This window comes from Nocardiopsis sp. iso_237 (assembly GCF_056173345.1).
Window position 1 is genome coordinate 5,035,590 of sequence record NZ_CM149669.1, and the last position, 25,564, is coordinate 5,061,153.

24 protein-coding genes are annotated in these 25,564 nt (G+C 70.2%); 12 read left to right on the forward strand and 12 right to left on the reverse strand.

The genetic code is table 11. From position 1 onward, the window contains the following. Nucleotides 1-104: 104 nt before the first annotated feature. Nucleotides 105-1,952 (forward strand): GMC oxidoreductase, encoded by a 1,848-nt coding sequence (locus AC0VYM_RS22690; RefSeq protein WP_475455356.1) that lies wholly within the window; start codon nt 105-107, stop codon nt 1,950-1,952. Nucleotides 1,953-2,137: 185 nt separating this feature from the next. On the opposite strand, the gene AC0VYM_RS22695 is transcribed toward AC0VYM_RS22690, so the two are convergent. Further along, nucleotides 2,138-2,920 carry a MerR family transcriptional regulator gene (locus AC0VYM_RS22695; protein WP_475455358.1) on the reverse strand — a complete coding sequence of 261 codons (783 nt, stop codon included), beginning with the start codon at nt 2,918-2,920 and terminating at the stop codon, nt 2,138-2,140. A gap of 174 nt (nt 2,921-3,094) precedes the next feature. Between AC0VYM_RS22695 and AC0VYM_RS22700 the strand changes: the two genes are divergently transcribed. The 6 genes from AC0VYM_RS22700 to AC0VYM_RS22725 all read left to right on the forward strand — a co-directional run bounded on the left by AC0VYM_RS22700 (nt 3,095) and on the right by AC0VYM_RS22725 (nt 9,202). Next, the gene (locus tag AC0VYM_RS22700; protein ID WP_475455360.1) at nt 3,095-4,009 is read left to right on the forward strand and encodes an AurF N-oxygenase family protein; all 915 of its coding nucleotides are present in this window, start codon (nt 3,095-3,097) and stop codon (nt 4,007-4,009) included. Nucleotides 4,010-4,181: 172 nt separating this feature from the next. Beyond that, nucleotides 4,182-5,036 (forward strand): SDR family NAD(P)-dependent oxidoreductase, encoded by an 855-nt coding sequence (locus tag AC0VYM_RS22705; protein WP_475455362.1) that lies wholly within the window; start codon nt 4,182-4,184, stop codon nt 5,034-5,036. 11 nt (nt 5,037-5,047) lie between these two features. Next, on the forward strand, nt 5,048-5,962 hold the full coding sequence (locus AC0VYM_RS22710) for an AurF N-oxygenase family protein (protein ID WP_475455364.1): 915 nt from the start codon (nt 5,048-5,050) through the stop codon (nt 5,960-5,962). 471 nt (nt 5,963-6,433) lie between these two features. Then, the gene (locus AC0VYM_RS22715; RefSeq protein ID WP_475455366.1) at nt 6,434-7,957 is read left to right on the forward strand and encodes a flavin-containing monooxygenase; all 1,524 of its coding nucleotides are present in this window, start codon (nt 6,434-6,436) and stop codon (nt 7,955-7,957) included. After that, on the forward strand, nt 7,954-8,292 hold the full coding sequence (locus tag AC0VYM_RS22720) for a DUF4873 domain-containing protein (protein WP_475455368.1): 339 nt from the start codon (nt 7,954-7,956) through the stop codon (nt 8,290-8,292). The genes AC0VYM_RS22715 and AC0VYM_RS22720 overlap by 4 nt, the downstream gene beginning before the upstream one ends. Before the next feature lie 13 nt (nt 8,293-8,305). Then, nucleotides 8,306-9,202 carry an alpha/beta fold hydrolase gene (locus tag AC0VYM_RS22725; RefSeq protein WP_475455370.1) on the forward strand — a complete coding sequence of 299 codons (897 nt, stop codon included), beginning with the start codon at nt 8,306-8,308 and terminating at the stop codon, nt 9,200-9,202. A 48-nt stretch (nt 9,203-9,250) separates the two neighbouring features. On the opposite strand, the gene AC0VYM_RS22730 is transcribed toward AC0VYM_RS22725, so the two are convergent. From AC0VYM_RS22730 to AC0VYM_RS22745, 4 genes are read right to left on the reverse strand one after another with little or no spacing between them, the layout of a single operon-like run. Beyond that, a complete protein-coding gene (locus AC0VYM_RS22730; protein ID WP_475455372.1) occupies nt 9,251-9,832 on the reverse strand; it encodes a GNAT family N-acetyltransferase in 582 nt (193 codons plus the stop codon). Beyond that, nucleotides 9,825-10,640 carry a lasso peptide biosynthesis B2 protein gene (locus AC0VYM_RS22735; protein WP_475455374.1) on the reverse strand — a complete coding sequence of 272 codons (816 nt, stop codon included), beginning with the start codon at nt 10,638-10,640 and terminating at the stop codon, nt 9,825-9,827. The genes AC0VYM_RS22730 and AC0VYM_RS22735 overlap by 8 nt, the downstream gene beginning before the upstream one ends. Further along, entirely contained in the window at nt 10,529-12,229 is a 1,701-nt protein-coding gene (locus AC0VYM_RS22740; protein ID WP_475455376.1) for an albusnodin/ikarugamycin family macrolactam cyclase, read from the reverse strand. The genes AC0VYM_RS22735 and AC0VYM_RS22740 overlap by 112 nt, the downstream gene beginning before the upstream one ends. 44 nt (nt 12,230-12,273) lie before the next feature. After that, nucleotides 12,274-12,423 carry an albusnodin family lasso peptide gene (locus tag AC0VYM_RS22745; protein WP_475455378.1) on the reverse strand — a complete coding sequence of 50 codons (150 nt, stop codon included), beginning with the start codon at nt 12,421-12,423 and terminating at the stop codon, nt 12,274-12,276. Nucleotides 12,424-12,540: 117 nt separating this feature from the next. Here AC0VYM_RS22745 and AC0VYM_RS22750 point away from each other — a divergent pair, with 117 nt between their 5' ends. Continuing rightward, a complete protein-coding gene (locus AC0VYM_RS22750; protein ID WP_475455380.1) occupies nt 12,541-13,275 on the forward strand; it encodes a helix-turn-helix domain-containing protein in 735 nt (244 codons plus the stop codon). An 8-nt stretch (nt 13,276-13,283) separates the two neighbouring features. After that, nucleotides 13,284-13,751 (forward strand): NUDIX hydrolase, encoded by a 468-nt coding sequence (locus AC0VYM_RS22755; protein WP_475455382.1) that lies wholly within the window; start codon nt 13,284-13,286, stop codon nt 13,749-13,751. Between the two features lie 61 nt (nt 13,752-13,812). Here AC0VYM_RS22755 and AC0VYM_RS22760 read toward each other — a convergent pair whose 3' ends face one another. After that, nucleotides 13,813-15,171 (reverse strand): four-carbon acid sugar kinase family protein, encoded by a 1,359-nt coding sequence (locus tag AC0VYM_RS22760; RefSeq protein ID WP_475455384.1) that lies wholly within the window; start codon nt 15,169-15,171, stop codon nt 13,813-13,815. Between the two features lie 78 nt (nt 15,172-15,249). Then, nucleotides 15,250-16,347, reverse strand: coding sequence for a Gfo/Idh/MocA family oxidoreductase (locus AC0VYM_RS22765; RefSeq protein ID WP_475455386.1), 1,098 nt, complete (start codon nt 16,345-16,347; stop codon nt 15,250-15,252). Nucleotides 16,348-16,602: 255 nt separating this feature from the next. Between AC0VYM_RS22765 and AC0VYM_RS22770 the strand changes: the two genes are divergently transcribed. The 3 genes from AC0VYM_RS22770 to AC0VYM_RS22780 all read left to right on the forward strand — a co-directional run bounded on the left by AC0VYM_RS22770 (nt 16,603) and on the right by AC0VYM_RS22780 (nt 19,986). Next, nucleotides 16,603-17,937, forward strand: a complete 1,335-nt coding sequence (locus AC0VYM_RS22770) for an ABC transporter substrate-binding protein (protein ID WP_475455388.1) — start codon at nt 16,603-16,605, stop codon at nt 17,935-17,937. A 139-nt stretch (nt 17,938-18,076) separates the two neighbouring features. Then, entirely contained in the window at nt 18,077-19,054 is a 978-nt protein-coding gene (locus AC0VYM_RS22775) for a carbohydrate ABC transporter permease (RefSeq protein WP_475455390.1), read from the forward strand. After that, a complete protein-coding gene (locus AC0VYM_RS22780) occupies nt 19,051-19,986 on the forward strand; it encodes a carbohydrate ABC transporter permease (RefSeq protein ID WP_475455392.1) in 936 nt (311 codons plus the stop codon). Before AC0VYM_RS22775 ends, AC0VYM_RS22780 begins: the two co-directional genes overlap by 4 nt. A 1-nt stretch (nt 19,987) precedes the next feature. On the opposite strand, the gene AC0VYM_RS22785 is transcribed toward AC0VYM_RS22780, so the two are convergent. The 5 genes from AC0VYM_RS22785 to AC0VYM_RS22805 form a co-directional block, all read right to left on the reverse strand. Then, on the reverse strand, nt 19,988-20,926 hold the full coding sequence (locus tag AC0VYM_RS22785; protein ID WP_475455394.1) for a fructosamine kinase family protein: 939 nt from the start codon (nt 20,924-20,926) through the stop codon (nt 19,988-19,990). Nucleotides 20,927-20,930: 4 nt separating this feature from the next. Continuing rightward, nucleotides 20,931-21,458, reverse strand: coding sequence for a low molecular weight protein-tyrosine-phosphatase (locus AC0VYM_RS22790; protein WP_475455396.1), 528 nt, complete (start codon nt 21,456-21,458; stop codon nt 20,931-20,933). An 82-nt stretch (nt 21,459-21,540) separates the two neighbouring features. After that, nucleotides 21,541-21,975 (reverse strand): response regulator, encoded by a 435-nt coding sequence (locus AC0VYM_RS22795; RefSeq protein ID WP_026129711.1) that lies wholly within the window; start codon nt 21,973-21,975, stop codon nt 21,541-21,543. A gap of 24 nt (nt 21,976-21,999) precedes the next feature. Further along, nucleotides 22,000-23,931: a sensor histidine kinase gene (locus AC0VYM_RS22800; RefSeq protein WP_475455398.1), complete on the reverse strand. Its 1,932-nt coding sequence runs from the start codon at nt 23,929-23,931 to the stop codon at nt 22,000-22,002. A 26-nt stretch (nt 23,932-23,957) separates the two neighbouring features. Beyond that, on the reverse strand, nt 23,958-25,217 hold the full coding sequence (locus AC0VYM_RS22805) for a PP2C family protein-serine/threonine phosphatase (RefSeq protein WP_475455400.1): 1,260 nt from the start codon (nt 25,215-25,217) through the stop codon (nt 23,958-23,960). Between the last annotated feature and the right edge of the window lie 347 nt (nt 25,218-25,564).

A 25,564-nucleotide genomic window follows, 5' to 3' on the forward strand; every position in this document is an offset into this window, starting at 1 on the left:
CATTACAATATCGAATGTCACATTTCTAGATGGCGCATTCATCGTTGCGGACTCGTTTCCGGCGCAGGACGAGCACGCATCCGACCTGGAGAGAGACCCACACCATGTCCCCTCAGCGCACGGAAGACCCCGCCGAAGGTCCGCACCACACACAAGACCCCTTCGACTACGACGTGGTAGTGATCGGCTCCGGCTTCGGCGGATCGGTCAGCGCCCTACGCCTCACAGAGAAGGGTTACCGCGTCGGCGTCCTGGAGGCGGGCCGACGTTTCACACCCGAGACCCTGCCGTCATCGTCCTGGGACGTGCGGAACTTCCTCTGGGCCCCGGGTGCCGGGCTGTACGGCATCCAGCGCATCCACCTCCTGCGGGACGTGATGATCCTGGCCGGAGCCGGTGTCGGCGGCGGTTCGCTCAACTACGCGAACACGCTCTACCACCCCATGGACGCGTTCTTCGAGGACCCGCAGTGGCGCCACATCACCGACTGGAAGTCGGAGCTGGCCCCCTTCTACGACCAGGGCCGCCGCATGCTCGGCGTCCGCACCAACCCCACCGTCACCCCCTCGGACGTCCACCTGAAGGCCGTGGCCGACGAGATGGGGGTCGGTGACACCTTCCGCCTCACCCCGGTCGGCGTGTGCTTCGGCGACGGGCGGGACGGTGACGGCTCCCAGGCGGCCCCCGGCGCGTCGGTCGGGGACCCCTACTTCGGCGGCGCGGGCCCGGAGCGCCGGGCCTGCACGGAGTGCGGTGAGTGCATGACGGGCTGCCGCCACGGAGCCAAGAACACCCTCACCGAGAACTACCTGTACTTCGCGGAGCGCGGCGGCGCGAAGGTGCACCCGCTGACCACCGTCGAGCGGCTGCGGGAACGCCCCGGGTCCCAGGGCGGCGGCTTCGCGGTGGACACCCTGCGCACCGACGCGCCCCGGCGCCGCTCCAACGCCCGCACGTTCACCGCCCGCCAGGTCGTGGTCGCCGCCGGGACCTACAACACCCAGAGCCTGCTGCACCGGATGCGCTCCGACGGCCTGTTGCCACGGCTGTCCGAGAGGCTGGGCACCCTCACCCGGACCAACTCCGAGGCGCTGGTGGGCGCCATGAGCAGGCAGGTGCCGCCGCCGGAGGACCTCACCCACGGCGTGGCGATCACGTCCTCCATCCACCCGGACGAGAACACCCACATCGAACCCGTCCGCTACGGCAAGGGCTCCAACGCGATGGGCCTGCTCACCGCGATCCAGGTTCCGGGCGGCGGCTCGATTCCGCGCTGGCTGCGCTTCCTGGGACTGGCCGCGCGCCACCCGACCGTGTTCCTGCGCAGCTTCTCCAACCGGCGCTGGTCCGAGCGGATCATCATCGGCCTGGTCATGCAGTCCCTGGACAACTCGCTGACCACCTCGGTGAAGCGCGGGCTGCTGGGCGGCAGGAAGAAGCTCACCTCCAGACAGGGACACGGCGAGCCCAACCCCACCTGGATCCCCGCGGGCCAGGAGGTGGCCACGCGGCTGGCCGACCGTATCGACGGCTACGCGGGCGGCACGATCGGTGACATCTTCAACATCCCGATGACCGCCCACTTCCTGGGCGGCTGCCCGATCGGTGACAGCCCCGAGACCGGTGTGATCGACCCCTACCACCGCCTGTACGGGCACCCCGGCCTGCACGTGGTGGACGGTTCGGCGGTCACCGCGAACCTGGGCGTCAACCCGTCCCTGACCATCACCGCCCAGGCCGAACGGGCGATGTCCATGTGGCCGAACAAGGGCGAGGAGGACGCCCGCCCGGCGCCGGGCGAGGCGTACCGGAGCGTCCGGCCGGTCTTCCCGAAGGCCCCGGCGGTGCCGAGCGGCGCCTTCGCGGAGCTGCGCTTCACGACGTCGCTGCCGCTGACCGTGGTCGAGGGCACGACCGCCCCCGCCAACGGGGCCGCGAAGGTCGACGACTGACCGACCCCGACGACGGACGGGCCCGGACACCTGCGCTGGTGTCCGGGCCCGTGGTCCGTGTCGAGGGGCGGATGTTCGGGGCTGGGATGTACGGGGGTCGCGCGGTGGGGGCCGGGGGGTGGGGGTGTCAGGGGGTTCGGGGGCCGGAGAGCGGGTCCGGCGGGTGCGACGCGTCCTCGTTCGTCTCAGGGCCCGTGCGGGCCGTCGGTGTCCTGGGGCGTCTGGTCCTCGCTCCTGAGGTGCTCCATGGCGTCCGCGAAGTGGTCGCCCATGACGTTGGTGAGGTGGTGGGCCATCTCCTGGGCCAGGACCGCGTCCACCGCCTGCTGCGCGAGGGGGCGCACCCGGCGGATGAGTTCCGCGATCTGCGCGACCTCCTCGCTCTGGATCACGGTGCCGGGGGCGTGCTCGGCGATGATGTGGTCGGACACCTGGCGGACCATGTGCTCGGAGACGTCACCGATCTTGTCCCGCAGGTTCTCCGCGATGTCCAGCACCGCGCCCACGCTCATCCCCAGCTTCACCAGCTCGACGCCGGCGTGCAGCAGGCGCGGACTGGGGACCCGGAAGCGCAGTCCGTCGCGCTCCAGGACGCCGAGGTCCAGGGCGCGCCTTATGGTCTTGGGGGTCACCCCCTTGCCGAACAGGTCCTTGAGGTCACCCATGCCGAGGTAGTCGGCGATCTCGTCGCTCCAGGCGTCACCGACGGCGGACTCGAAGCCGAGGATCTCGGACAGGTCGCCGCCGCGCTCCCACACCTGGAACATCTCACCGATGTTGGCGAAGGTGTAGCCGCGCCGGAGGAGCTGGCCGATCAGCCGCAGACGCGCCAGATGCGCTTCGGAGTAGATGCCCACCCGGCCCTGGCGCCGGGGCGGGGCGAGGAGACCTCGGTCCTGGTACACCCGCACGTTGCGCACCGTCGTTTCGGCGAGCCGGGCGAGTTCGTCAATACGGTATTCCGCCATAGAACCCAGCCTAGAGACCCTGTGGTGCCGTACTCATCAGTAAATCCGCTCCCTGGCGCCGTTGAACGATGACAACGGAGATTGTAACGTTTCAGGTGATCGGAGTGAACGGGGTCACACCACTCGAACCGCCCGTTCGGCGCGCCTCCGGCACGGAACCCCCTGGAGGTACACATGTCCGTGGGAAACGCGCCGACACCGAAGCTCACCGAACGCGAGGACATCGCGAAGCGCCTCCTGCGCGGCTCCGCGAAGGCCTCCTTCGACCCCCTGGTGGAGATCGACTGGGAGGCTCCGCTGGAGGACCTGTGGGGAATGCGCCCCGAACGGGTCTCCCTCTACGGCACCCACCTGTGGGACCGCCTCAGCGAGGACGAGCGCCGGGAGCTGTCCCGGCTGGAGATGGCCAGCACCATGGCCACGGGTATCTGGTTCGAGACGATCCTCATGCAGATGCTGGTCCGGCACGTCTACCACAACGACCCCACCACCCTCCACGTGCAGTACGCCTACACGGAGATCGCCGACGAGTGCCGCCACACGGTCATGTTCGCGAAGGCCATCGAGAAGCTGGGATCCACCGCCTACCGCCTGGACCCGGTGGCGCACGTGCTCGGCAACCTCTTCAAGGCGATCGCGCACGGACCGCTGATCTTCGCGGGCGCGCTCTTCGTCGAGGAGATCCTCGACCAGCTCCAGCGGGAGATGATCGACGACGGGAGCATCGAGCCCGTCGTGCGGGCCACCTCCCGCATCCACGTGATCGAGGAGGCGCGCCACATCCGCTACGCCCGCGAGGAGTTCCACCGCGACTGGGTGCGGCGCGGCCCCGTGGACCGGGCCTACTCGCGGCTCGTGCTGGGCCTGGTCACCTACTACGCGACGACCCGGCTGATCCACGCGAAGGTCTACGAGCGGATCGGCCTCGACCCGCGTGAGGCCCAGCGGGCCGCCCGGCGCAACGCGCACTTCATCGACAGCAAGACCGAACTGTCCCGCAAGGTGGTCAGGACGCTCGACACCGCCGGGGCCATCTCCGGCCTGGGCCGGTACTTCTGGCGCAGGGCCGGGCTGCTCGGGCGCGGGTAGGACACGGACCGCAGCGACGGGGCCGCGCGCGGGCGCGGCCCCGTCCTCGTGCCAGCACCGCGTCACAGCAGCGGAACACGGACCTTACTCGCGAGTAAATTTCCGGCTGATACCCATTGCATTGTGACAATGCTCGTTGTAACGTTCCCGCAATGACTGTGGAGGAGATCACATGACGGCCCCCCTGCCTCGCCACCTGAGTCGGCTGCCCGGCCAGAACGCCATCGTGACGGGCGCCTCCGGTGCGTTCGGCAGCGCCACGGTGGCGGTCCTGCGCCACCTCGGCGTCAACGTCGTCGGGATCGACCGCAAGCCCGCCCCCGGCGTCATCGCCTGCGACATCACCGACGACGAGCAGGTGCGCACAGGGGTCGCCCAGGCGATCGAGCAGCTCGGCGGACGCCTCGACCTGCTCATCCACTACGCCGGGGTCGGCCCCTCCGTGGACATCGGCCACCTGCCCGACTCCCACGCCCACCAGGCGCTGGAGGTCAACCTCCTCGGCACCTGGCGCGTCACCGCCGCCGCGATGCCCGCCCTGCTCCAGAGCCGCGGCCGCGTGATCGTCACCGCGTCGCTCCTGGCCAACCTCCAGCTCCCGCTCGCCGGGGCCTACACGGTCTCCAAGCGCGCGGTGACCGCCTACGCGGACGGCCTGCGCGCCGAGTACGGCACGCACGTCGGCGTGACCACGGTCTACCCCGGCTACGTGGACACCCCCATCCACGAGAGCTCCCGCGCCACCGGCGCCTCACTCGACGGCCTGGTACCCGCCGAGAGCGAGCGCGACACCGTGATGACGGTGGTCCGCGCCGCCGGCGCCCGGCGCGCCCCCCGCGACGTCGCCTGCACGGCGTTCGGGACGGCCGCCCTGCACCTGACCAAGCACTTCCCCGGAACCACCGAACAGATCGTGTCGCTCCAGCTCGGCCTGCTCCTCACCGACGGCGCCTTCGCGGACGCGGAGATCGCCCGGGGGCTCCACGCGCGCCACGGTTCCCCGCACGCCCAGACCAGCGCCTCCTGAGGAGGAACGAGATGACCGCCGAAGTCGTCGCCAAGCCGAAACTCACCGACCGCGAGGACATCGCCAAGCGCCTCCTGCGCGGCTCCGCGAAGGCCTCCTTCGACCCCCTGGTCGAGATCGACTGGGACGCCCCCGTCGACCCCGACATGTGGGCGATCCGCCCGGAGCGGATCTCCCTCTACGGCACCCACCTGTGGGACCGCCTCAGCGACGAGAAGCGCAAGGAGCTCTCCCGCCTGGAGGTCGCCAGCGTCGCCACCATCGGCATCTGGTTCGAGACGATCCTCATGCAGATGCTGGTCCGGCACGCGTACCACAACGACCCCACGACCCTCCACGTCCAGTACGCGTACACCGAGATCGCCGACGAGTGCCGCCACACGGTCATGTTCGCGAAGATGGTGCAGAAGCTGGGCTGGGAGGCGCACCGGCTGGACCCGGTCACGTTCCACCTCGGCCGTGTGTTCAAGGCGATCGCGCACGGCCCGCTGATCTTCGCGGGCGCGCTCTTCGTCGAGGAGGTCCTGGACCAGCTCCAGCGCGAGGCCGTCCCGGACGAGCAGATCCTCCCGCTGGTGCGCGCGGTGGCCCGCATCCACGTGACCGAGGAGGCGCGCCACATGCGGTACGCCCGTGAGGAGTTCCAGCGCGACTGGCCCGAGCGCGGCGCCCTGAACAAGGCCTACAGCCGGATCGTGCTGGGCCTGGTCACCTACTACTCCGCGACCCGGCTCATCAACCCGAAGGTCTACGAACAGGTCGGGCTGGACCCGAAGGAGGCCCAGCGGGTCGCCAGGGGAAACCCGCACTGGGTGGAGACCAAGACCTGGGCCGCCCGCAAGGTCGTCAACACGCTGGACACCGCGGGTGCGATCACGGGCCTGGGCCGGTACTTCTGGAAGAAGGCCGGGCTGCTCGGCCGCTAGGTCGTGTTTTTTGGATCATTCCGCGCTCGCGACCACCAGGCTGCCTCTCACTGCGCCGATGAAGCTCGGACAGCCAACCCCGGGCGGGCCCCCGCTGTGCGACACTGCGGAGCTTGCGTAGCAGCGCACAGTAGGGGCAGCTTCACTCATCGTCTTGCGAGAGATTGCCTGGAGGCCGCTCGCATCGATGGCGGCTCCGCCGCCACCGGCGAAAGCATCCAAAAAACACTCCCTAGCCCCCTCCCGAGAGGACCACCTCTCCCCGGAACACCGTCGTCGGAAGGCGCAACGCGCCACGTCTTCCGGCGGCGGCCCAGACGTCGGGGGCTGAGAGCGAACGCGCCACGCGCTCAGCCCCCGACCCCCCTCCCCCGGGGAACGTAACGCGCCACGTTCCCCGGGGGTCCATACTTGCCGGTCGGTACGCCAGCGTCCACGGCCGCACCGGGCCCGTACGAAGGGAACAGCATCGTGACCGAAGAAGTGCCGCACCACCGGGTCGCCATCATCGGCTCAGGGTTCGCCGGGATCGGCATGGCTGTGCGCCTCACACAGGCCGGGCTCCGGGACTTCGTCATCCTCGAACGGGCCGACGGGATCGGCGGGACCTGGCGCGACAACTCGTATCCCGGTGCCGCCTGCGACGTCCCCTCCCACCTGTACTCGTTCTCCTTCGCGCTCAACCCCGGCTGGAGCCGGACCTTCTCCCCGCAGCCGGAGATCTGGGAGTACATGAAGCGGGTCGCCGGGGAGCACGGCGTGGACCGGCACGTCCGGTACGACAGCGACGTCCGGGCCGCCCGCTGGGAGCCGGAGGAGAACCGCTGGCGGATCGAGACCACCAGCGGAACCGTCACCGCGCAGTTCCTGGTCAGCGGCGCCGGTCCGCTGGCCGACCCCACCTACCCGGACATCAAGGGCCTCGACTCCTTCGAGGGCAGGCTCTTCCACTCAGCGGAGTGGGACCACGAGCACGACCTCACCGGGCGCAGGGTGGCGGTGATCGGCACCGGCGCGTCCGCGATCCAGTTCGTGCCGAAGATCCAGCCGCTCGTGGAGAGGCTGACGCTGTTCCAGCGCACCGCCCCGTGGGTGATGTTCCGCCACGACCGGGACATCACCAAGGCCGAGAGCTGGCTCTACCGGAACGTCCCGGGCGCCCAGCAGATCGCCCGCAAGAGCATCTACTGGGGGCGCGAGACCTACATCTTCGGGTTCGCGAAGAACCCCAGGCTGCTCGGGGTCGTGGAACGGCTCGGCCGGGCCAACATCAACCGCAGCGTGAAGGACCCCGAACTGCGGCGGAAGCTCACCCCCACCTTCCGCGCCGGGTGCAAGCGCATCCTGATGTCCAACGACTACTACCCCGCGCTGGCCCGGCCCAACGCGGACGTGGTCACCGACGGCATCGTCGAGGTCCGGGCGAACTCCGTCGTCACCCGGGACTCCTCCGGCCGGGAGACCGAGCACGAGGTGGACACGATCATCCTCGGCACGGGCTTCCAGGTCACCGACCCGCCCATCGCGCACCGCGTGTACGACGCGCGGGGCCGTTCGCTCGCCGAGCACTGGGGGGACGACGTCCAGGCCTTCCGGGGCACCACCGTGAGCGGCTTCCCCAACGCGTTCGTGCTCGCCGGACCCAACACCGGCCTGGGGCACACCTCGCAGGTGTTCATGATCGAGGCGCAGATCCGGTACACCATGCAGGCGCTGAAGTTCGCCTGCCGCAACCGGGTGGACCGCTTGGAGCCCCGCCCCGAGGCCCAGCACGCCTACAACGAGATGGTCCACAGGTCCATGCGGGGCACCGTGTGGGTGACGGGGGGCTGCGACAGCTGGTACCTGAACGAGCAGGGCCGCAACACCACGCTGTGGCCCACCTTCACCTGGAACTACGCGCTGCGCACCCGCTGGTTCGACCCGCACAACTACGACCTGCGCCGCGCCCCGAGCAGCCGGCGCCCCGTACCGACCGGAGGAGAGGGCGCGTGAGCGGTTTCGACGACGAGGAAGAGGAGTACCAGGGCCCCGTGACGGTCCAGCTGCACTCCGAGGGCACGGATCCGGCGGAGAGCTTCGAGGTCCGGGCGCACTTCGCCGGACACTTCTCGCCGCTCACCGGCGACTACCGCTGGAAGGGGCGCCTGGCCCCGGAGCCCGGACTCACCAGGGCCTACGAGGAGGGGGCGCGTACAGTCATCGTGCGCACCCCCGACGGCCACGAGGGGGTCGGTGAACTCGACGGCCCCAACCTGTGGGGAGGGCTCCCGGTGAACGGGTCGGGCACACCGCCCTTCGCCGTCCCCCGCATCGACCTCGACGACTGAGAGGCAGACCCCCATGGCGACACGACACGTGGGACCGGCACGGGAACTCCGGGTCCGGTCCGACGACGGCACCCAGTTGCACGTCGAGGTGCGCGGGCCCTCGGACGGACCGACCGTGGTGTTCTCCCACTGCTGGTCCACGTCCCTGGCCTCCTGGGGCCCCGTGGTGCGGGACCTCGACCCGAACCTCCAGGTGGTCCTCTACGACCAGCGCGGCCACGGGCGGAGCCAGACCCCCCTCACCCGCGCGGGCTACGGCACGGAGAAGCTCGCGGACGACCTGTGCGCCGTCCTGGAGGCGACCGTGCCCACCGGGCACAAAGCGGTGGTCGCCGGGCACAGCATGGGCGGGATGACCATCATGGCCTCGGGGCCGCGCGCGACCTTCAAGGAGAAGGTGGCCGCGGTGCTCCTGACCAACACCGGGTGCACGGAGCTGCCCGACCGGTCGACCGCGATCCCCCTGCCCGGCCCGCTCGGGAAGTTGGGCGCGAAGGTCTTCCTGACCGCGCCGCTGCCCCTGGGCCCGGCCAACGCCGGAAGCGCCAACGTGCTCCGGTACCTGGTCATGGGCAAGGGGAGCAGCCCGGCCGCGAAGCGCCTGTGCGCCCGGCTGGTGCACGAGTGCGGAAGCATCCCCCGCGGCGAGTGGGGCCGGGTCATGACGAGGCTGCACCTGGACGACTCGGTGCGGGAGATCGCGGTGCCCACCGTCGTCGTCGGAGGTGACGAGGACAAGCTGACTCCCCCGTGGCACGCCCACCACATCGGTGAGCTGGTCCAGGACCCCGTCGAGGTCCGGGTGATCCCGGGTCTCGGCCACATGGGCCCCCTGGAGGCCCCCGGAACCCTGGCTGAACTGGTCGGGAAACTGGCGGCCAACCACATCATCGAGGACGCGAAGGCGTAGGGCCCGACATACGGGGGCGCGGTGCAGAGGTGGCACCGCGCCCCTTCTTCAGGCCTCCCCGTCCACGAGGACGGAGGGCCACGGGAACTCGTCCGGCAGAGCGTCCATCACCATCTCCGCGCAGCGCCGCCCCTTCCAGAGCCCGGCGCTGCGCATGGCGCCGACCTCCCGGAAACCGGCCCTGGCGTAGGCGTTTCTTCCCCCGGTGTTGGGCTCCAGGACCTTGAGCCAGACCATCTCCAGCCCGATGATGTGGAAGGCGTAGTCCAACGTCAACCGAGTGGCCACGGTACCCGCGCCCGTGCCCCTGGCCTCCGGCGCGATGACGAGGACGAACTCGGCGGTGCGCACCGCGTGGTCGATGAGCAGACTCGCGAGTCCGCACGGGGTCGGTTCGCCGCCCCGCAGGTCGTAGACGGTGAACCGTGCCTGGTCAGGGGCTCCGCGCAACTGGTGTTGGAGTCCCTCGGCTCGGGACTCGGGGCTCTCGGCCACCTGGCGGCCGTATCCCAACACCGCGCCGGGGTCGCTCTCCCACCGCCAGTACTCGTGAGCCAGGTCCGAGCGCAGGGCCCCCAGGGCGATGCCCTCGGCCCGTGCCCAGAGAACCGGTTCGGCGATGTCACTCACGAGGCTCCTCGAAAGGTGTGTAGTCGGTGATGTCGTCGGACTCGGCGACGGCCCGTCCCCGGACCTCGACCCAGGCGTGCAATCGCACCGGGTCGGTCGCCACTCCGTGCCGAAACGCCGCCTGGAAGCCCGCCCAGCGCAGAGCGGTACTGGTCGCCGCGGCTTCTTCCCAACATGCCACGCGCAGCGGGACCAGGCGACCGACCCTCCGCACGGCCCTCGCCGCCTCCTCGGCCGCGTCGAGGTCCGGGGCTCCCCGTTTGGCCCTGGCCACCAGCCGTCGAGTACGTGTGAACGCACCTCTGCGGCTTCCCGCGCCACAGCTCAGCACGACCAACAGCGCAAGTGCTCCCAGGGCGTACCACCGCCATGATGCCGCCGGAAGGGGCTCCAGCGCGGCTGGACTCTCGGACGCTCCCCAACTGGCGGAGGAGGGCACACCGAGTCTGACCCGGTCCCAGTCACGGTGGCTCTCTCCCGGGAGGAGGATCCCTGCGACCAACAGGGCGAGGAACACGCGTTCCCGCTCGCATGACGTCGATGTGGCTCCGCCGGTGCTCCGCAGGTGCACAAGGGCCTCCGAGCCCCCTTCGGAGAGGAGTCGCACCGTTCCCGACCGCACGTCGAGCGCGACGCACGAGGCGGGGAAACAGACCAACCTCAGGTCCCCGGCGGGGACGACAGAGGACGGGAGGGTCACCCCTTCACCCCCGAGCACGCGGCGACCCGCGTCCACCTGACCGGGGGGCCTGCTTCGACCGTCCGTACCCACGCTTCGGCGGCCACCACCGGTTCCAGCATCCCCCATGACACGCGCCTGCCCGTAGCAGCGGACCGCAGCTCCGCGAGGAGGACCTCCACGTCGACCAGGCCGTGGCCCGCGAGCCAGCCGTCGCTGAGAAGGGCCGACACCTCGGGCAGATGTGCACGTAGTCCGAGGTGGTGATCGGCGTCCGTACCGCCCTTCGTGCGGCGCTGGGCGACCCCGTCGGGCAGTACGTCTCCCATGGCTTCCGTCAACTGGGGCTTGTACCTCCAGGGCGAACCTCGGTCCCGAACCCGGAAGGCCATGGCGGACTCCACCACGTTCCGGTCCAGGAACGGAGACTCGAGGCGCACCCCGAAGGGCTCGGCGAACTGGGTGTCGGCGTGGGCGGTGCGTCCGATACCGGACAGTGTGGCGAGTTCCGCGTCAGTGCGCAGCAAGTCCCTGATGCGACGCCCCTCTCCGGGACCCGCCAGTTCCCGCGCCTTCGCGGTGGACCAGCGGGGAAACGTGGGTCGCCCAGCCCCGACCGCGCCTGGCAGTAGACGGAGGGGGCTGCCGCGATCGAGTTTGGCCCATCCCTGCAGGTCGCGAAGAGCCCGGAGCACACGTCCGCCAGCCGCCAGCCTGAGCACGAGTTCGGGGGACTGCATCAGAAGGGCGTCGCCTCCGTCTCCCGTCATGTGGAGCGTGCTACCGAAGGCGCTGATCCGCTGGTAGGCCAGAACGTGCCGGTTCCGGGTGATCGTCGCTGGCGCTGGTTCGTCCGTGGGTGGTAGCCGGTCCAGGCCGCCGTAGGGAAGTTCCACATCGGTCATGGGCAACAGCGCATGCCGTACGTGGGGCCGACCGGACATGGCGTTCCGCGCGTGGTCCAGGTCCGCACCCCGGAGTCTCGAGGCCGGGTGGACGGTCCAGGCTGTCAGGCCCCGCCTCCCCGCGGAGGCGAGAAGGCACAGCGTGGTCGAGTCCAGCCCACCGCTCAGGTCACAGGACAGGTGTCCGGCCTGTGCGGTCCGTACCGCGACCGCTTCTTCCAGAGCGGCCCTGAACCGATCCGACGCCTCGACCCGTCGGGTGACCCTGGGCCGTGACCACCAACGACTGACGCGGGCTCGCCCACCTCCGCTCACCCGCAGCGAGTGCCCCGGCGGGACGGTGCGTACGTCCGGGAAGGCGCTTCGGTGTGTCCCGTGTGCCTCCGGAGGAGCCAGGAGCAGGCCCGAGACCCAGACGGGGTCCACTCCACTGCGGGTGATACCGGAGAGGGCACGGCTCGACGACGCCCACGCCACCGCCCCGTCGACTTCGCGGTAGTGGAGGGGCAACGCGTGGACCGGATCAGCGAACACGGTGGCCTCTCCCCCGGAGGCGACGAGAACGGCGTAGTTGCCCGCCCAGGAAGGTGGTCCGGAACGCCATTCCCCTGAGAGCCACGCGCTCAGACGCTCAGGGGAAACCGTGTGGGAACCGATCACCGCACCGAACAGAGGACCCACTTCGGCCGTGGCCAGGGACACTCTGTTGGCGGCACCGGCTGTCCACAACCGCCCGCAAGAGAGTTTCCGAGACCACGTGGAGGAGACCGGGTGGAGCGTGTGCGAACCGAGTGTCCCGCCGAACCACTGCATGACTCTCCTGTTCTGGTGAGCGCCTGCCGACTCCCTCGTACGAGCTACCGGTACTTGTAGCGCTTGTCCTCGGTTCCGCTCCTGTTACTCGTTCCCTCAGTCAGCTCCACGGCGTCTCCGAGTGTGACGAGGACGGGTGGGATCTCGTGCGCCACGGGACCACGTTCCGTCTTCGGGAGTTCGTCGTCGTGCATCGTCGATCGCTCCTTCGTTCCCATAGATCCTGTTCACGATTCTGGCCGTGATCGGAGGGACGTATCGACCCCACAGAGGACACCTCGCAGGACGTCCTCGTGCGGTAGAAACGTCCCATGCCCCCCAACGAACGTCTCCGCGCTCACTTGGAGCGATCCGGTCACACGGCGACCTCCCTCGCGCAGCGCGTCGGTACCGACCCGAAGACCGTGGTTCGTTGGATCACCACCGGACGCGTACCGCACCGCCGGAACGCCCACTCCGTGGCCCGGGTGCTGGGTACGGAGGTCCGGGAACTCTGGCCCGCGTTGGACACGCCCAGGTCCGACGCCACGGACCTGGTGGAACTGCACCGTCAGCGCTCCGACGTACCAGCGGAACACTGGCGGGAGATGTTCGCGGCGGCCGAGAAGTCGATCGAGATACTGGTCTTCGCCGCGCTGTTCCTCCACGAACAGATTCCCGACTGGAACCAACTGCTCCGTGAGAAGGCGGAGAACGGTGTCCGTGTGCGTGTACTCATCGGAGATCCCGAATGCGAGGCGGTGCGTGTTCGAGGCGAGGAGGAACACTTCGGCCATGGGATCCAGTCCCGATGCCACCTGACCGCGATGCACTACCAGAACGTGGCGTCCGCCCCAGGGGTCGCGGTGAGAGTGCACTCCTCGACGTTGTACAACTCGCTCTACCGAGCCGATGACCAGATGTACGTGAACACGCACGTCTACGGTGTCACCGCGTTCGGAAACCCGTTGCTACGGCTGAAACGCAGGGCTCCCAGCGGATTGTTCGACGCCTACGCCGCCAGCATGGACGCCGTGTGGAGCACAGCCCGACCTCTGGAGGGGTGATTCAGGACATGGCCAGAACCGAGTACTTCGACGCCCCGGACGCTCCGGAGCCCAACAACCTGGTGGTCGCTGCCAGCGCCGCGGTCATCGACGACGAAGGCCGAATCCTTCTCCAGAGGCGGGTGGACAACGGCTTGTGGGCGATGCCGGGTGGAGCGATGGAGATGACGGAGAGCCTCCCTCAGGCCGCCGCGCGTGAGGTTCTCGAGGAGACCGGTTACGAGGTCGTGGTGTCGGGGTTGGTCGGTACCTACACCGATCCCCGGCACGTGATCGCCTATGACGACGGTGAGGTACGCCGCCAGTTCAACGTCTGCTTCCGTGCCCGGGTCCTCGGAGGAGAGCTGGCAGTCAGCCACGAGTCGCACGAGGCGGGCTGGTTCACCCGGCAGGAAGCCCGTGAGCTGGACATGCACCACACACAACGCCTGCGGGTGGAGCAGGCCTTCGAGAAAGGGCCCGCCCACGCGGGTTGAACAGCCGGAGCCTTATGCCGCCCGGCGTCTCCGGTCCGAGCAGCCCGGAGCCACCGGGCCACTACACGTCGCGGGTCGCGGTGGGGATCACGTGTTCGGACACCTCGGAGTGGACCTGGTGCAGGCGGGCCTGCACCGACCGGCGCAGTTTGGCCAGGCACTCGACCAGCGTGATGTCGTCACCCACCAGACCGCCCTTCGCCACGACGGGGGTTCCGTCGAGCGGGCCCCCGCTGAGGTGGCCGTGTACGGCCAGCGGGACGATCTCACCGCCCACGTCGAAGGCGTGCACGTCGAGTTCGTCCAGGAGGCTGGCGGTCAGGTCGCCCCCGGTCAGGTAGAGGCCGCTGGGCAGCGCCTGGGCGCCCACCGTGTCGGCCAGGTCGTTGACCACGTCGGCCACGAGACCGGCGACGCGGCCCGGCAGCTCGGCCCTCGTGTGGGCGGGCAGTTCGCGGACGCGTTCGGCGGTGGTGACCACTCTCAGCACGCAGAGCTCGGGGAAGCCCGAGGAGGACAGGTGGTCGGTGAGTTCCCGCGCCACCTGGTCGGGGTGGTCGCTGTCGGGGTCGCTGAGGGCCACGGCGTCCAGGTCCACGAACCGGACCGCGCCGGTGCGGGCGACCGTGGCGAGCTGGCGGCGGGTGAGGTCGGTGGTGCTGCCCGCCACGGCGAGGAGGGGCCCGCGTGAACCGGCCTGGCCGCGTAGGCGCAGGGCGTAGGCGAGCAGGGCCCCGGTGGGACCGGGGTCCACGGCCACCCAGACGATTCCCTCCGCGTGGTGGGCGGCGGCCGCGGCCTCGGCTATGTCGGTGAGGTGCTGCTCGGTACTGGCGTCGCAGAGCACGATCGGCTCGTCACCGGCGAGCAGCTCGGCGGTGAGCATCTCCTGGGTGATCCGCCGCAGGGGCACGTGTCTCACGGCGAGGTCGGTCTGGGCGGCGAGGATGTCCGAGACCACACTGGTGGTCATCGGGCACAGCGGGTCGTTGGCGAGCTCGCTGCGCTCCAGCGGCACCCCGTCGAGCAGCTGCACGCCGTCCTCGGTGATGCGGCCGGAACCGGGGAAGGCCGGGGCGAACAGCACCCGGACGCGGGTCCCGGCGGGCAGTCGCTCGCGAACGGCGTCGTAGGTGGCCTCGATCTCCGCGCCCACGTTGCCGCGCAGGGTGGTGTCGGTGCGCTTGACCACCAGACCGACCGGCCAGACCGCCTCGACGACGTCGGTGACCAGGTCGGCCGCCTGCTCGGCCGGGACGTGTCTGCTGTCCAGGTTGGCGACCACGACGTCGTAGTCCCCGGCGACCCGGCTGACGTGCTCGGGGGTCACCGTGGCCACGCGCATGCCGGTGCGGGCGAACCGCGCGCCCGTGGCGTTGGCTCCGGTGAGGTCATCGGCGACCACGAGGACCTGGGCCACGGCGCTGCTCCTTCGGCGTTGGAATCCCTGCACTGACCTGTGTCCAACATAGGGCCAAGGCCGGGGTTCGGGAGCCGGTCAGCGGGCTGGCAACCGCACGACCTCGTTGGCGCGGGCGGAGCGGCGGGCCGCCTCGATGACCTCCAGGCCGTGGATCACCTCGTGCGGGTCCACCGGCAGGGGTTCGCCCTCGCCCACGGCGTCGCGGACCCCCGCGTAGAACTCCGGGTAGGCGCCGCGCGCGCTGGGCACCGGTTCGGTGTGGCCGTCGGTGCCGAGGAGTCCCCAGTCCTCTCGCGGGACCACGCCCCAGTCGGCGGTGTCCGGTCGCTCGCCCGTGGTGAGCCGGGCCTCCTGGCCGTCCAGGCCGAAGCTGGTGAAGGCGGCCACGTCACCGAGGACCCGGAACCGGGGTCCGTTCTGCGCGCTGAGGGCGCTCATCCACAGGTGGGAGCGGGTCCCCCGCACGTGCCCGAGGGACAGGAACACGTCGTCGTCGGCGTTCACCCCCTCACGGCGGGCGTCGATCTCCGCGTAGACGGTGGCCACCGGGCCGAACAGGTTGACCGCCTGGTCGATCAGGTGCGGGCCGAGGTCGTACAGCAGCCCGGCTCCGGCGTCGACGCCTCCGGTCTCCCGCCAGGTCCCCTTGGGCTGGGGCCGCCAGCGCTCGAACCGCGACTCGAAGCGGTGCACCCGCCCCAGGCTGCCCTCCTCGATCAGCTGCCACAGGGTGAGGAAGTCCGCGTCCCAGCGGCGGTTCTGGTAGACGGTGAGCACGTGGCCCAGCTTGTCGGCCAGGTCGGTGAGCTCCCGGGCCTCGCGGGCGGTGAGCGCGAACGGCTTGTCCACGACCACGGCCAGCCCGGACTCCAGCGCGGCCCGTGCGAGCGGCGCGTGGGTGTCGTTGGGCGTGCTGACCACCGCGATCTCGTACTGTGCGGCGTCGGCCCACAGTTCCGCGACGCTGGGGTACACGGTGATCCACGGGTAGCGCTGCCGTGCGGCCCGCGCGCGTTCCGGGGACGCGGTGACCACGGCGGACAGGCGCAGCCCCGGGACGGCGTCGATGAGCGGCGCGTGGAAGACCTCGCCGCCCTTGCCGTAGCCGACCAGGGCCACGTGCAGTTCGGGTCCGTCGTGTGGGCCCTGACCAGGGCTGGATGCGTCAGCCATGCCCCCAATGTACGGCTCCGTCGGACCCGTCGGGCGAACGGCGCACCCGCCCCGGGACCGGACGGGTGGCCGGATCCACTTCGGCTCGGCAAAGGCGCAGCGCACACGGTTGTCCTGCAATATTTCGGATCGTTACGCAAGAAGTTGCGCGAGGTATGGACATTCGCCCCGGATGGGACTTACATCGAGAAGCGCATGACCTGGATCACACCCCCGCCCCCGGTGGGTGTGCGTGCCGAAGGAGTGAGACCCCCCATGCCAAGTTCGGTCACTCGACGCGCCCTGGCCGCCGGAGGCGTGGTGTTCCTCGTCTCCGGCTGCTCCTACCTGAGCGGGGGCGACGGCGGCAGCGCCGACACCTCCGGCATCGACTGCTCCCCCTACGAACAGTGGGAGGGCACCGGCGGCACCGTCTCCGTCTACGCCTCCATCCGCGACGAGGAGGGCGACCGCCTGGAGCAGTCCTGGGCGGACTTCGCGGCCTGCTCCGGCATCACCGTCCAGTACGAGGGCAGCGGCGAGTTCGAGGCCCAGCTCCCTGTCCGCCTCGATGGCGGCAACGCACCCGACCTGGCCTTCATCCCCCAGCCCGGCCTGCTGGAGCGCGCCGCCCGGGACGGCCACGCCGTCCCGGTCGCGGACGGCGTACGGAGCAACGTCGAGTCCGGGTGGAGCGAGGACTGGCGGGGCTACGCCACCGTCGACGGCGACCTGTACGGCTCCCCGCTCGGCGCCAACATGAAGTCGATGGTCTGGTACTCCCCCACCTTCTTCGCCGAGAACGGCCACGAGGTCCCCGAGACCTGGGACGAGATGATCGAGCTCAGCGACACCATCGCCGCGGACGGCACCAAGCCCTGGTGCGTGGGCTTCGAGTCCGGCGACGCGACCGGCTGGCCCGGTACCGACTGGATCGAGAACGCGCTCCTGCGCACCTCGGGCACGGACGTCTACCACGACTGGATCGCCCACGACATCCCCTTCGACGCCCCCGAGGTCGAGGAGGCCTTCGACCTGGCGGACGGGGTCATCCGCAACGAGGACTACGTCAACGGCACCTTCGGCGGCGTGGACAGCATCGCCGTCACCTCCTTCCAGGAGGCCGGGATGCCGCTCCTGGACGGCGGCTGCGCCATGTACCTGATGGGTTCCTTCTACGGCGCCCAGTTCGAGGACGACGTGGAGGTCGGTGAGGACGGCGACGTCTACGGTTTCGTGCTGCCCCCGCTGGAGGGCGACTCCGAGGTCCCGATCATGGGCGGCGGGGAGTTCGTCGTCGCCTTCGACGACCGCGACGAGGTGGTCGCCGTCCACGAGTACCTGTCCTCGGGCGCGTTCGCCAACCAGCGCGCCTCCCTCGGCTCCTGGGTCTCCGCCCACCAGGACCTGGACCCGTCCGTGCTGTCCGACCCCACCGACCAGTTCACCGCCGAGGTCCTCAACGACCCCGACACGGTCTTCCACTTCGACGGCAGCGACGCCATGCCCTCCTCCGTGGGGACCAACGTCTTCTGGAGCGGCATGGTCGACTGGGTCACCGGAGCCGACACCGCGACGGTCCTGGAGAGCGTGGAGTCGGCCTGGCCCTAGTTCTCTGAGCCACTGCTTCGCCTCGGTCCGTGTTCGGTCGCCCCCTCGGGGCTGACGTACGCGGTCGGCCCTCCGGCCGGGGCCCGGGAGCCCCGGCCGGCCCTCCCCCCACACCTCCAGGTACCACCAGGGGTCTTCCATGGAGTTCTCCTTCCTGGACGAGCTGCCCAAGCTCGTCTGGATGCTCATCGGGATCGCCGTGTTCCTCGGCGTCATCGGCCTGATGCTCGTCCTGCTCGACACCCCCAGGAGCAGGAGGGACCGCTGGCAGGCGGCCTTCTTCCTCGGCCCGGCCGTCCTGCTGCTCCTCGGCGGGCTGGTCTACCCCGTCGTCCGCACCACCGTGCTCTCCTTCCACGACCGCTCCGGGGACGCGTTCGTCGGGCTGGCCAACTACCAGTGGATGTTCCAGCGGCCGGAGATCCTCCAGGTCCTGTCGAACACCCTGCTGTGGGTGCTGTTCGCCCCCGCCCTGGCGACCGCCGTCGGCCTGCTCTACGCCGTGCTCATCGACCGGTCCCGGTTCGAGTCCCTGGCCAAGTCGATGGTGTTCATGCCGATGGCGATCTCCTTCGTCGGCGCCAGCATCATCTGGCGGTTCGTGTACGCCTACCGGCCCGCCGACCAGGAGCAGTACGGCCTCCTCAACCAGATCGTCGTGTGGTTCGGCGGCGAGCCCCGGCTGTGGCTCCTCGAACAGCCCCTCAACACGTTCCTGCTGATCCTGGTCCTGATCTGGGTCCAGGCCGGGTTCGCCATGGTGGTCATGTCCGCCGCGATCAAGGCCATCCCCGCCGAGACGGTGGAGGCCGCCCGGATCGACGGGGCCGGGGCCTGGCAGCTGTTCGCCCGCATCACCCTGCCGTCCGTGTGGCCCACCCTGGTGGTCGTGCTCATCACCATCTCGGCGCAGACCCTCAAGATCTTCGACATCGTCCGCACCATGACCGGCGGCAACTACGGCACCAGCGTGATCGCCAACGAGATGTACAGCCAGGCCTTCTCCCAGGGCCAGACGGGCCAGGGGTCCGCCCTGGCGGTGGTCCTCTTCGTCCTGGTCGTCCCGCTGGTCGTCCTCCAGATCCGGCGCAACCGCAAGGCCAGGGAGTTGGCATGAGCATCGATCACGTCGCGCGGAACCGGAGCGCCGCCGCCCGGGTACGCGGTCGGCTCAGCGGAGGGGCGGCCAGCCTCGCGGCACTGGTCATCGCCGTCCTGTGGACGCTCCCCACCGCCGGGCTGTTCATCTCGTCGTTCCGGCCCGCCGACCAGATCCGCGGCAGCGGCTGGTGGACGTTCTTCGGCTCCCCCGAGGTGACGCTGGACAACTACCGGGACGTTCTCTTCGGCAGCGCCAACGACGGACGTCTGGCCAGCCACTTCGTGAACTCCTTCGTGATCACCCTGCCCTCGACCGTGTTCGTGCTGGGCCTGGCGGCGCTCGCCGCCTACGCGCTGGCCTGGATCGACTTCCGGGGCCGCGACTGGGTGTTCCTGGGGATCTTCGCCCTCCAGGTCGTGCCGATCCAGATGTCCCTGGTGCCGCTGTTGCGCTTCTTCTCGCAGGGGGTGTCGGTGGGCGAGGTGCAGCTGCTGCCCGCGTGGGAGCTCACCGGGGCGATGGCGTTCACCAACGTGTGGGTCGCGCACACCGTCTTCGGTCTGCCGCTGGGCATCTTCCTGATGCACAACTTCCTGTCCCAGCTGCCGAGGTCGCTCTTCGAGGCGGCCCGCGTGGACGGGGCCGGGCACGGGACGATCTTCCGGAAGGTGGCGCTCCCGCTGATCGCGCCCGCCCTGGTCTCCCTGGGCATCTTCCAGTTCCTCTGGGTGTGGAACGACCTGCTGGTGGCGCTGATCTTCGCCGGGGGCGACACCTCCACGGCCCCGCTCACCGTGCGGCTGGCCGAGCTGGCCGGAACCCGGGGCGAGGCCTGGCACCGGCTCACCGCGGGCGCGTTCGTGTCCATCGTCGTCCCGCTGCTCGTGTTCTTCCTGCTCCAGCGCTACTTCGTGCGCGGGCTGCTGGCGGGCAGCGTCAAGGGGTGACTCAGGTGGAGCGGATGGCGGCCCGCGCCGCCTCCAGCGCGGTGGTCCGGTAGGCGGCGCCGAACAGGCACACGTGCACGAGGAGGGGGTGCAGCTGGTGCAGCGCCACCCGGCCGCGCCACCCGGCGGAGAGCGGGGCGACCTCGTTGTAGGCGTCGCGGACCCGGTCCAGGTGGGGCAGGCCGAACAGCGCCAGCATCGCCAGGTCCGCCTCGCGGTGGCCGCCGTGTGCGGCCGGGTCGATGAGCACGGCGTCGCGGGCGCGCCAGAGCACGTTGCCGCTCCACAGGTCCCCGTGGACACGGGCGGGCGGTTCGGGCTCCCCGGCCAGTTCCTCGACCGAGTCGACCACGCGCTCGATCGCCCGGGCGTCGGTGGGGGTGAGCGCCCCCTGGTCCAGGGCCTGGCGCAGGTAGGGGCGCAGCCGCTGTTCGGCGTAGAAGCGCGGCCAGTGCCGGGCGGGGGTGTTGTCCATCGGCAGCGGGCCGATGTAGCCGGGCCAGTCGGCACCGAAGGCGTCCGCTCCGGTCAGGTGGGTTCCGGCGAGCTGTCGGCCGAGCCGTTCGGCGGCGGCGGGTGTGGGTTCGTCCTGTTCCACCAGGGGGAGCACGAGCAGGCGCTCGTCCCAGCCCAGGGGTTGGAGCACCGGGGAGCCGAAGCACCGGCCGAGCCACTCCAGGCCGCGCGCCTCGGCGGCCAGGGCCCCGGCCGGTTCGGCCCCGCGCGTCTGGGACTTGACGAACAGCCGGGTACCGTCGGCCAGTTCGACGTAGGACAGGGTCCAGTCATGGCTGGTCCCGGCCTTCGCGGCGCGGCGGACCTCGGTGTCCAGCAGCGCCTCGACCCGGTCCGCGAGGGTGCCGGTCTGCGGGTCTCGGCCCGGTCTGCCCGGTCCGTCACCGGTGCCCCCGAAGGACCGCACGATCGGCTCCCTGTCCACGCGACTAGCCCCGCAACCGGGCGACGAGTTCCCCGGTGAGGCCCTTGGAGGCGGCCTCGACCATGTTCAGGACGGCGGTGAACCCGTCGTCTCCGCCGTAGTAGGGGTCGGGGACCTCCGGGTTGGGGCCCCCGCCCGGCGCGAACGAGCGGAACAGGAACAGTCGGGAGGGGTCGAAGCCGAGTTCGGGCCCGCGTTCGTCGACGACCCCGCGCAGGTCGTCGAGGTTGTCCAGGTCCATGGCCAGGACGAGGTCCCGGGTGGCCAGGTCCTCGGGGTGGAACTGGCGGGCGGTGTGGTGGGTGAGGTACCCGTGCACGCGCAGGGTGGCGGCGGCGCGGGAGTCCATCCCGTCCCCGATGTGCCATTCGCCCGTGCCGGAGCTGTCGACCCGGACGAGGTCGTTCATTCCGGCGCGTTCGAGGTCGGCGGTGAGCACCTTCTCGGCCATGGGCGATCGGCAGATGTTGCCCAGGCACACGACGCTGACACGGTAGGGACCAGTGGGGTCACGCGGTTCCGGCAGGCTCATGCCCCTTACCGTAACGAAAAACCGCCACACCCACCCGATCCGGCGCGGTGAGTGACGGTTCCGTCCCCGGTCCGTTCACGGATCAGCCCTTGGGCAGCCTGACCACGGTCACGAAGAAGTCGTCGATCTGCCGCACGACCCTGATGAACTGCTCGAAGTCCACGGGCTTGGGCACGTAGGCGTTGGCGTGCAGGCGGTAGCTGCGCAGCACGTCCTCCTCGGCCTCCGAGGTCGTGAGCACGACGACGGGGATGTGTGCCAGGTCGTCGTCGTTCTTGACCTCCTCCAGGACCTCCCTGCCGTCCTTGCGCGGCAGGTTGAGGTCGAGAAGGATCAGGTGGGGCCGGGGCGCGTCGGCGAACTCGCCCTCGCGACGCAGGAAGCGGAGCGCCTCGACGCCGTCCGAGACCACGTGCAGGCGGTTGCCCAGCTTGTGTTCCTCGAACGCCTCCTTGGTCATCAGGACGTCACCGGGATCGTCCTCGACCAGCAGCACCTCAATGGGATGCACCAACATGACCTCGCTCAAGCTTCCAGACCCCTATACGGGCCCCGCCCCGTGACCGGGTGGAACCGTACCGCCAGCGCCGCCGGGCAGGGGACTCGGATCCCCCTCGGCGTCACTGCCCGTGGGGGAACCGGTCTCCGGCTCGGTGCCGCCGGACTCTCGTGTGGCCGTCGGTGCCTCGTCCGTGGGGGCGGGCTCGGCGACCTCGGTGCCCTCGACACCGTTATCGACGTCGTCGGTCGGTTCGGTTCCCTCCACGGCAACCGACTCTTCCTTCTCCGCCTCGATGTCTACGGGCAGGGTCCAGCATATGCGGGTTCCGGTCCGCCCGGAGTCCGTGTCGTCGGTGGTTTCGGACCCTTCGGGGTTCTCGGCGCCCGTGTCGAGCCACATGCGGCCGCCGTGGAACTCCACGATCTTCTTGCACATGGCCAGGCCGATGCCGGTGCCGGTGTACTTCTCCCGGGTGTGCAGGCGCTGGAAGATGACGAAGATCCGCTCGGCGTACTGCGGTTCGATACCGATGCCGTTGTCGGAGCAGCAGAAGACCCACTCGTCGCCCTGGCGCTCGACGCTCAGGCGCACCTCGGGGGCGTCCTCGCCTCGGAACTTGACGGCGTTGCCGACCAGGTTGAAGAAGACCTGGGTGAGCAGGGTGCGGTCGCCCTGGACGGTGGGCAGGGTGTCGCCGGAGATCTCGGCGCCCGCCTCCTCCAGACGCGTCTCCAGACTACTCAGGGCGTCGTCCAGGGCCACGTTGAGGTCGACCGGCGCGAAGTTCTTCGTCCTCCCAACCCGGGAGAAGGCCAGCAGGTCGTTGATGAGCGTCTGCATGCGCTTGGCGCCCTCGACCGCGAAGTCGATGTAGGAGTCGGCGCGCTCGTCCAGCTGGCCGTGGTACCGGCGCTGGAGCAGCTGACAGAAGCTGGCCACCTTGCGCAGCGGCTCCTGGAGGTCGTGCGAGGCGACGTAGGCGAACTGCTCCAGCTCCAGGTTGGACCGGCGCAGCTCCTCGGTCTGGTGTTCCAGGAGGGTGGACTGCTCCTGGAGCTTGCGGCGCGCGGAGGCGACCTCGTCGAGGTCCTGCACGATGCGCTCGCGCATGGCGTCCACGTCGTGGCCGAGCTGGACGATCTCGGGCGGCCCGTGCAGCGAGATGCGGTGCGCGTAGTAGCCCTCGGAGACCTGGCGCATGTGCCCGGCCAGTTCCTCCAGGGGCCGCAGCACCCACTGCTGGAGCATGACCCACAGGAACACCGACAGGAACACCACGACCAGACCGACGAGCACCAGCAGGGCCACGACCTGCTGGGTGGCCAGGGTGAGGCCGCTCTGGGCCTCCTGGATCTCGTTGGTGAGGTGGTTGGTGGTGGCGTCGGCGGCCCGGTTCAGTTCCAGGAAGAGCACCCGTCCGCGCTGGAGGTCCTCCTGGGTGGGGGTCTCGCCGCTGCGGACCTCCTCCAGGACGGGTTCGGCGAACTGCTCGCTCCAGACGTCCCCGGCCTCGATGAGCTCGTTGACCTTCGGCGCGATGTCCGGGTTCTCCTCGGCCAGCGTGGCCAGGGCGCTCCGGTGCTCCGCGAGCGACATGCGCTGCTCGACGAAGGGCTGGAGGAAGTCGCGGTCGCCGGTGAGGATGTAGCCGCGGAGGGCGTGGTCCTGGCTGAGGTAGGCCGAGCGGGTCTGCTCGACGGTGCTCAGCCCGGGGGTCAGGGAGTCGACCTGGAGCACCAGGGAGTCCCTGGCCTGGAAGGCCGCGAGGGTGATGACCGAGACGGCCACCACGAGGACGACGGCGACCACCGTCAGCAGGCTGGTGACCCTGCGGCGCAGGCTCCAGGAGTGGCGGCTGGAGTGGACGCGCTCGTGCGGGGAGGCGTTCACGAACGGGGCTCCGCCGACGGACGTCCGGGCCCCCTCGTCCGGTTCCCCGTCGTGGTCTCCGGTCCGGGAGTCGGTGTCCATGGTGCGGTGTTCCTCCCCGGAGGGGCTCACTGCGGCTCTCCGTGGTTGATGAGCAGCATCGCCACGTCGTCCTGGAGCGGGCCGCCGTTGCTGCGTTCGGCCTCGTCCACCAGGTGTTCGGGCAGGTTGTACAGGGCCACGCCCTGGCTGAGGACCCCGTTCACCATCCGGCGCAGGCCCGCGACCTCCAGGCGGGCGGGCGGCCCGCCGTCGTAGGCGTCGACCAGGCCGTCGGTGTAGAAGAGCATGCTGGAGCCCTCGGGCAGGACCACCTCGGTCGACTCGTCCTGGTCGACGGGGAACACGCCCAGGGGCGGCTGCGGGACGGCCTGGATCTCCTCCGCGACGCCGTCCCGGACGATCATGGGCGGCGGGTGTCCGAGGACGCGCACTCGGGCGCGGTCGCTGCCGCTGTCGAGGCTGATCATGCACAGCGTCGCGTACATCTCCTCCTGGGCGCGCTCGCTCACCAGGAGGTCCTCCAGGTTGGGCAGGACGCGCTTCTCGGCGACCCCGCTCATGACCAGGGTGCGCCAGGCGATGCGCAGGCTGACGCCGAGGGCGGCCTCGTCGGGCCCGTGGCCGCTGACGTCACCGATGATGACGTGGGTGGTGCCGTCCTTCTCGACCGCGTCGTAGAAGTCGCCGCCGACCAGCGCGCGCTTGCGGCCGGGGCGGTAGTAGGCGCGGTGGCTCAGGGGCGAGCTGTCGAGCAGGACCTGGGGCAGCAGGCCCCGTTCCAGGCGCATGTTCTCGCGGGCGCGCATGCGGGCCTCGCGCAGCTGGCGGGCGTTCTCGTCGGCGCGGCGCCGTTCGAGGGAGTAACGCAGGCTGCGGGCCAGCAGGGAGCCGTCCACCTGGCCCTTGACCAGGTAGTCCTGGGCTCCCGCAGCGACCGCGGCGATGCCCTCGTGTTCGTCGTCGAGGCCGGTGAAGACGACGACGGCGGCGGAGGGCGCGCCCTCGAGGACCTCGCGCAGGAGGCCGAGGCCGTGCCCGTCCGGGAGGTTGAGGTCCAGCAGCACGCAGCCGCGGAAGCCGGTGAGGTGCTCGCGGGCGGCCGCCAGCGTGGAGACCCAGGTGATCCTGGTGGTCAGCGCGGTGTCCGCGAGGAGTTCCTCGGCGAGGAAGGCGTCCCCGGGGTCGTCTTCGATCAGCAGGACGTCAACTGATTCGACGGTAGCCTCCACCCGGTCGTCCAGAACGGTGTCGTCACCCAGGGCGGCGCTGCCGTGTGTCGCAGCGCCGTCGGCGGCTCGGGCCGCGTCGTCGCCGATCACTGTCACGTGATCGTGCCCTGTTCTCCTGGTATCCACTCATCGCCTCAAGGTCCACGGGGCCGTGGGAGTCCGTCACGCCGCGTACCCGAGGCGTTGGCCTCGGGTCACACCGGTGGTTCGGACCGCACGACACCCAAACGATAAACGCCCCGGCGACCAGTTGACCAGCAGACGAGACGAGACACATCCAACGCCGGGGGGCGGAACCACTCTGGTTCGGGCGTGTCGCGGGGGCCGGGCGGGCGAGGGGGCCCGGCGTGGCTGAGGGGTCGCGCAGGTGGTCAGCGCGTGCAGATGCGCGTGCGCAGGCACGTGAACGCAGTGACACAGGACACTTCGAGTGGGCGTTGTGT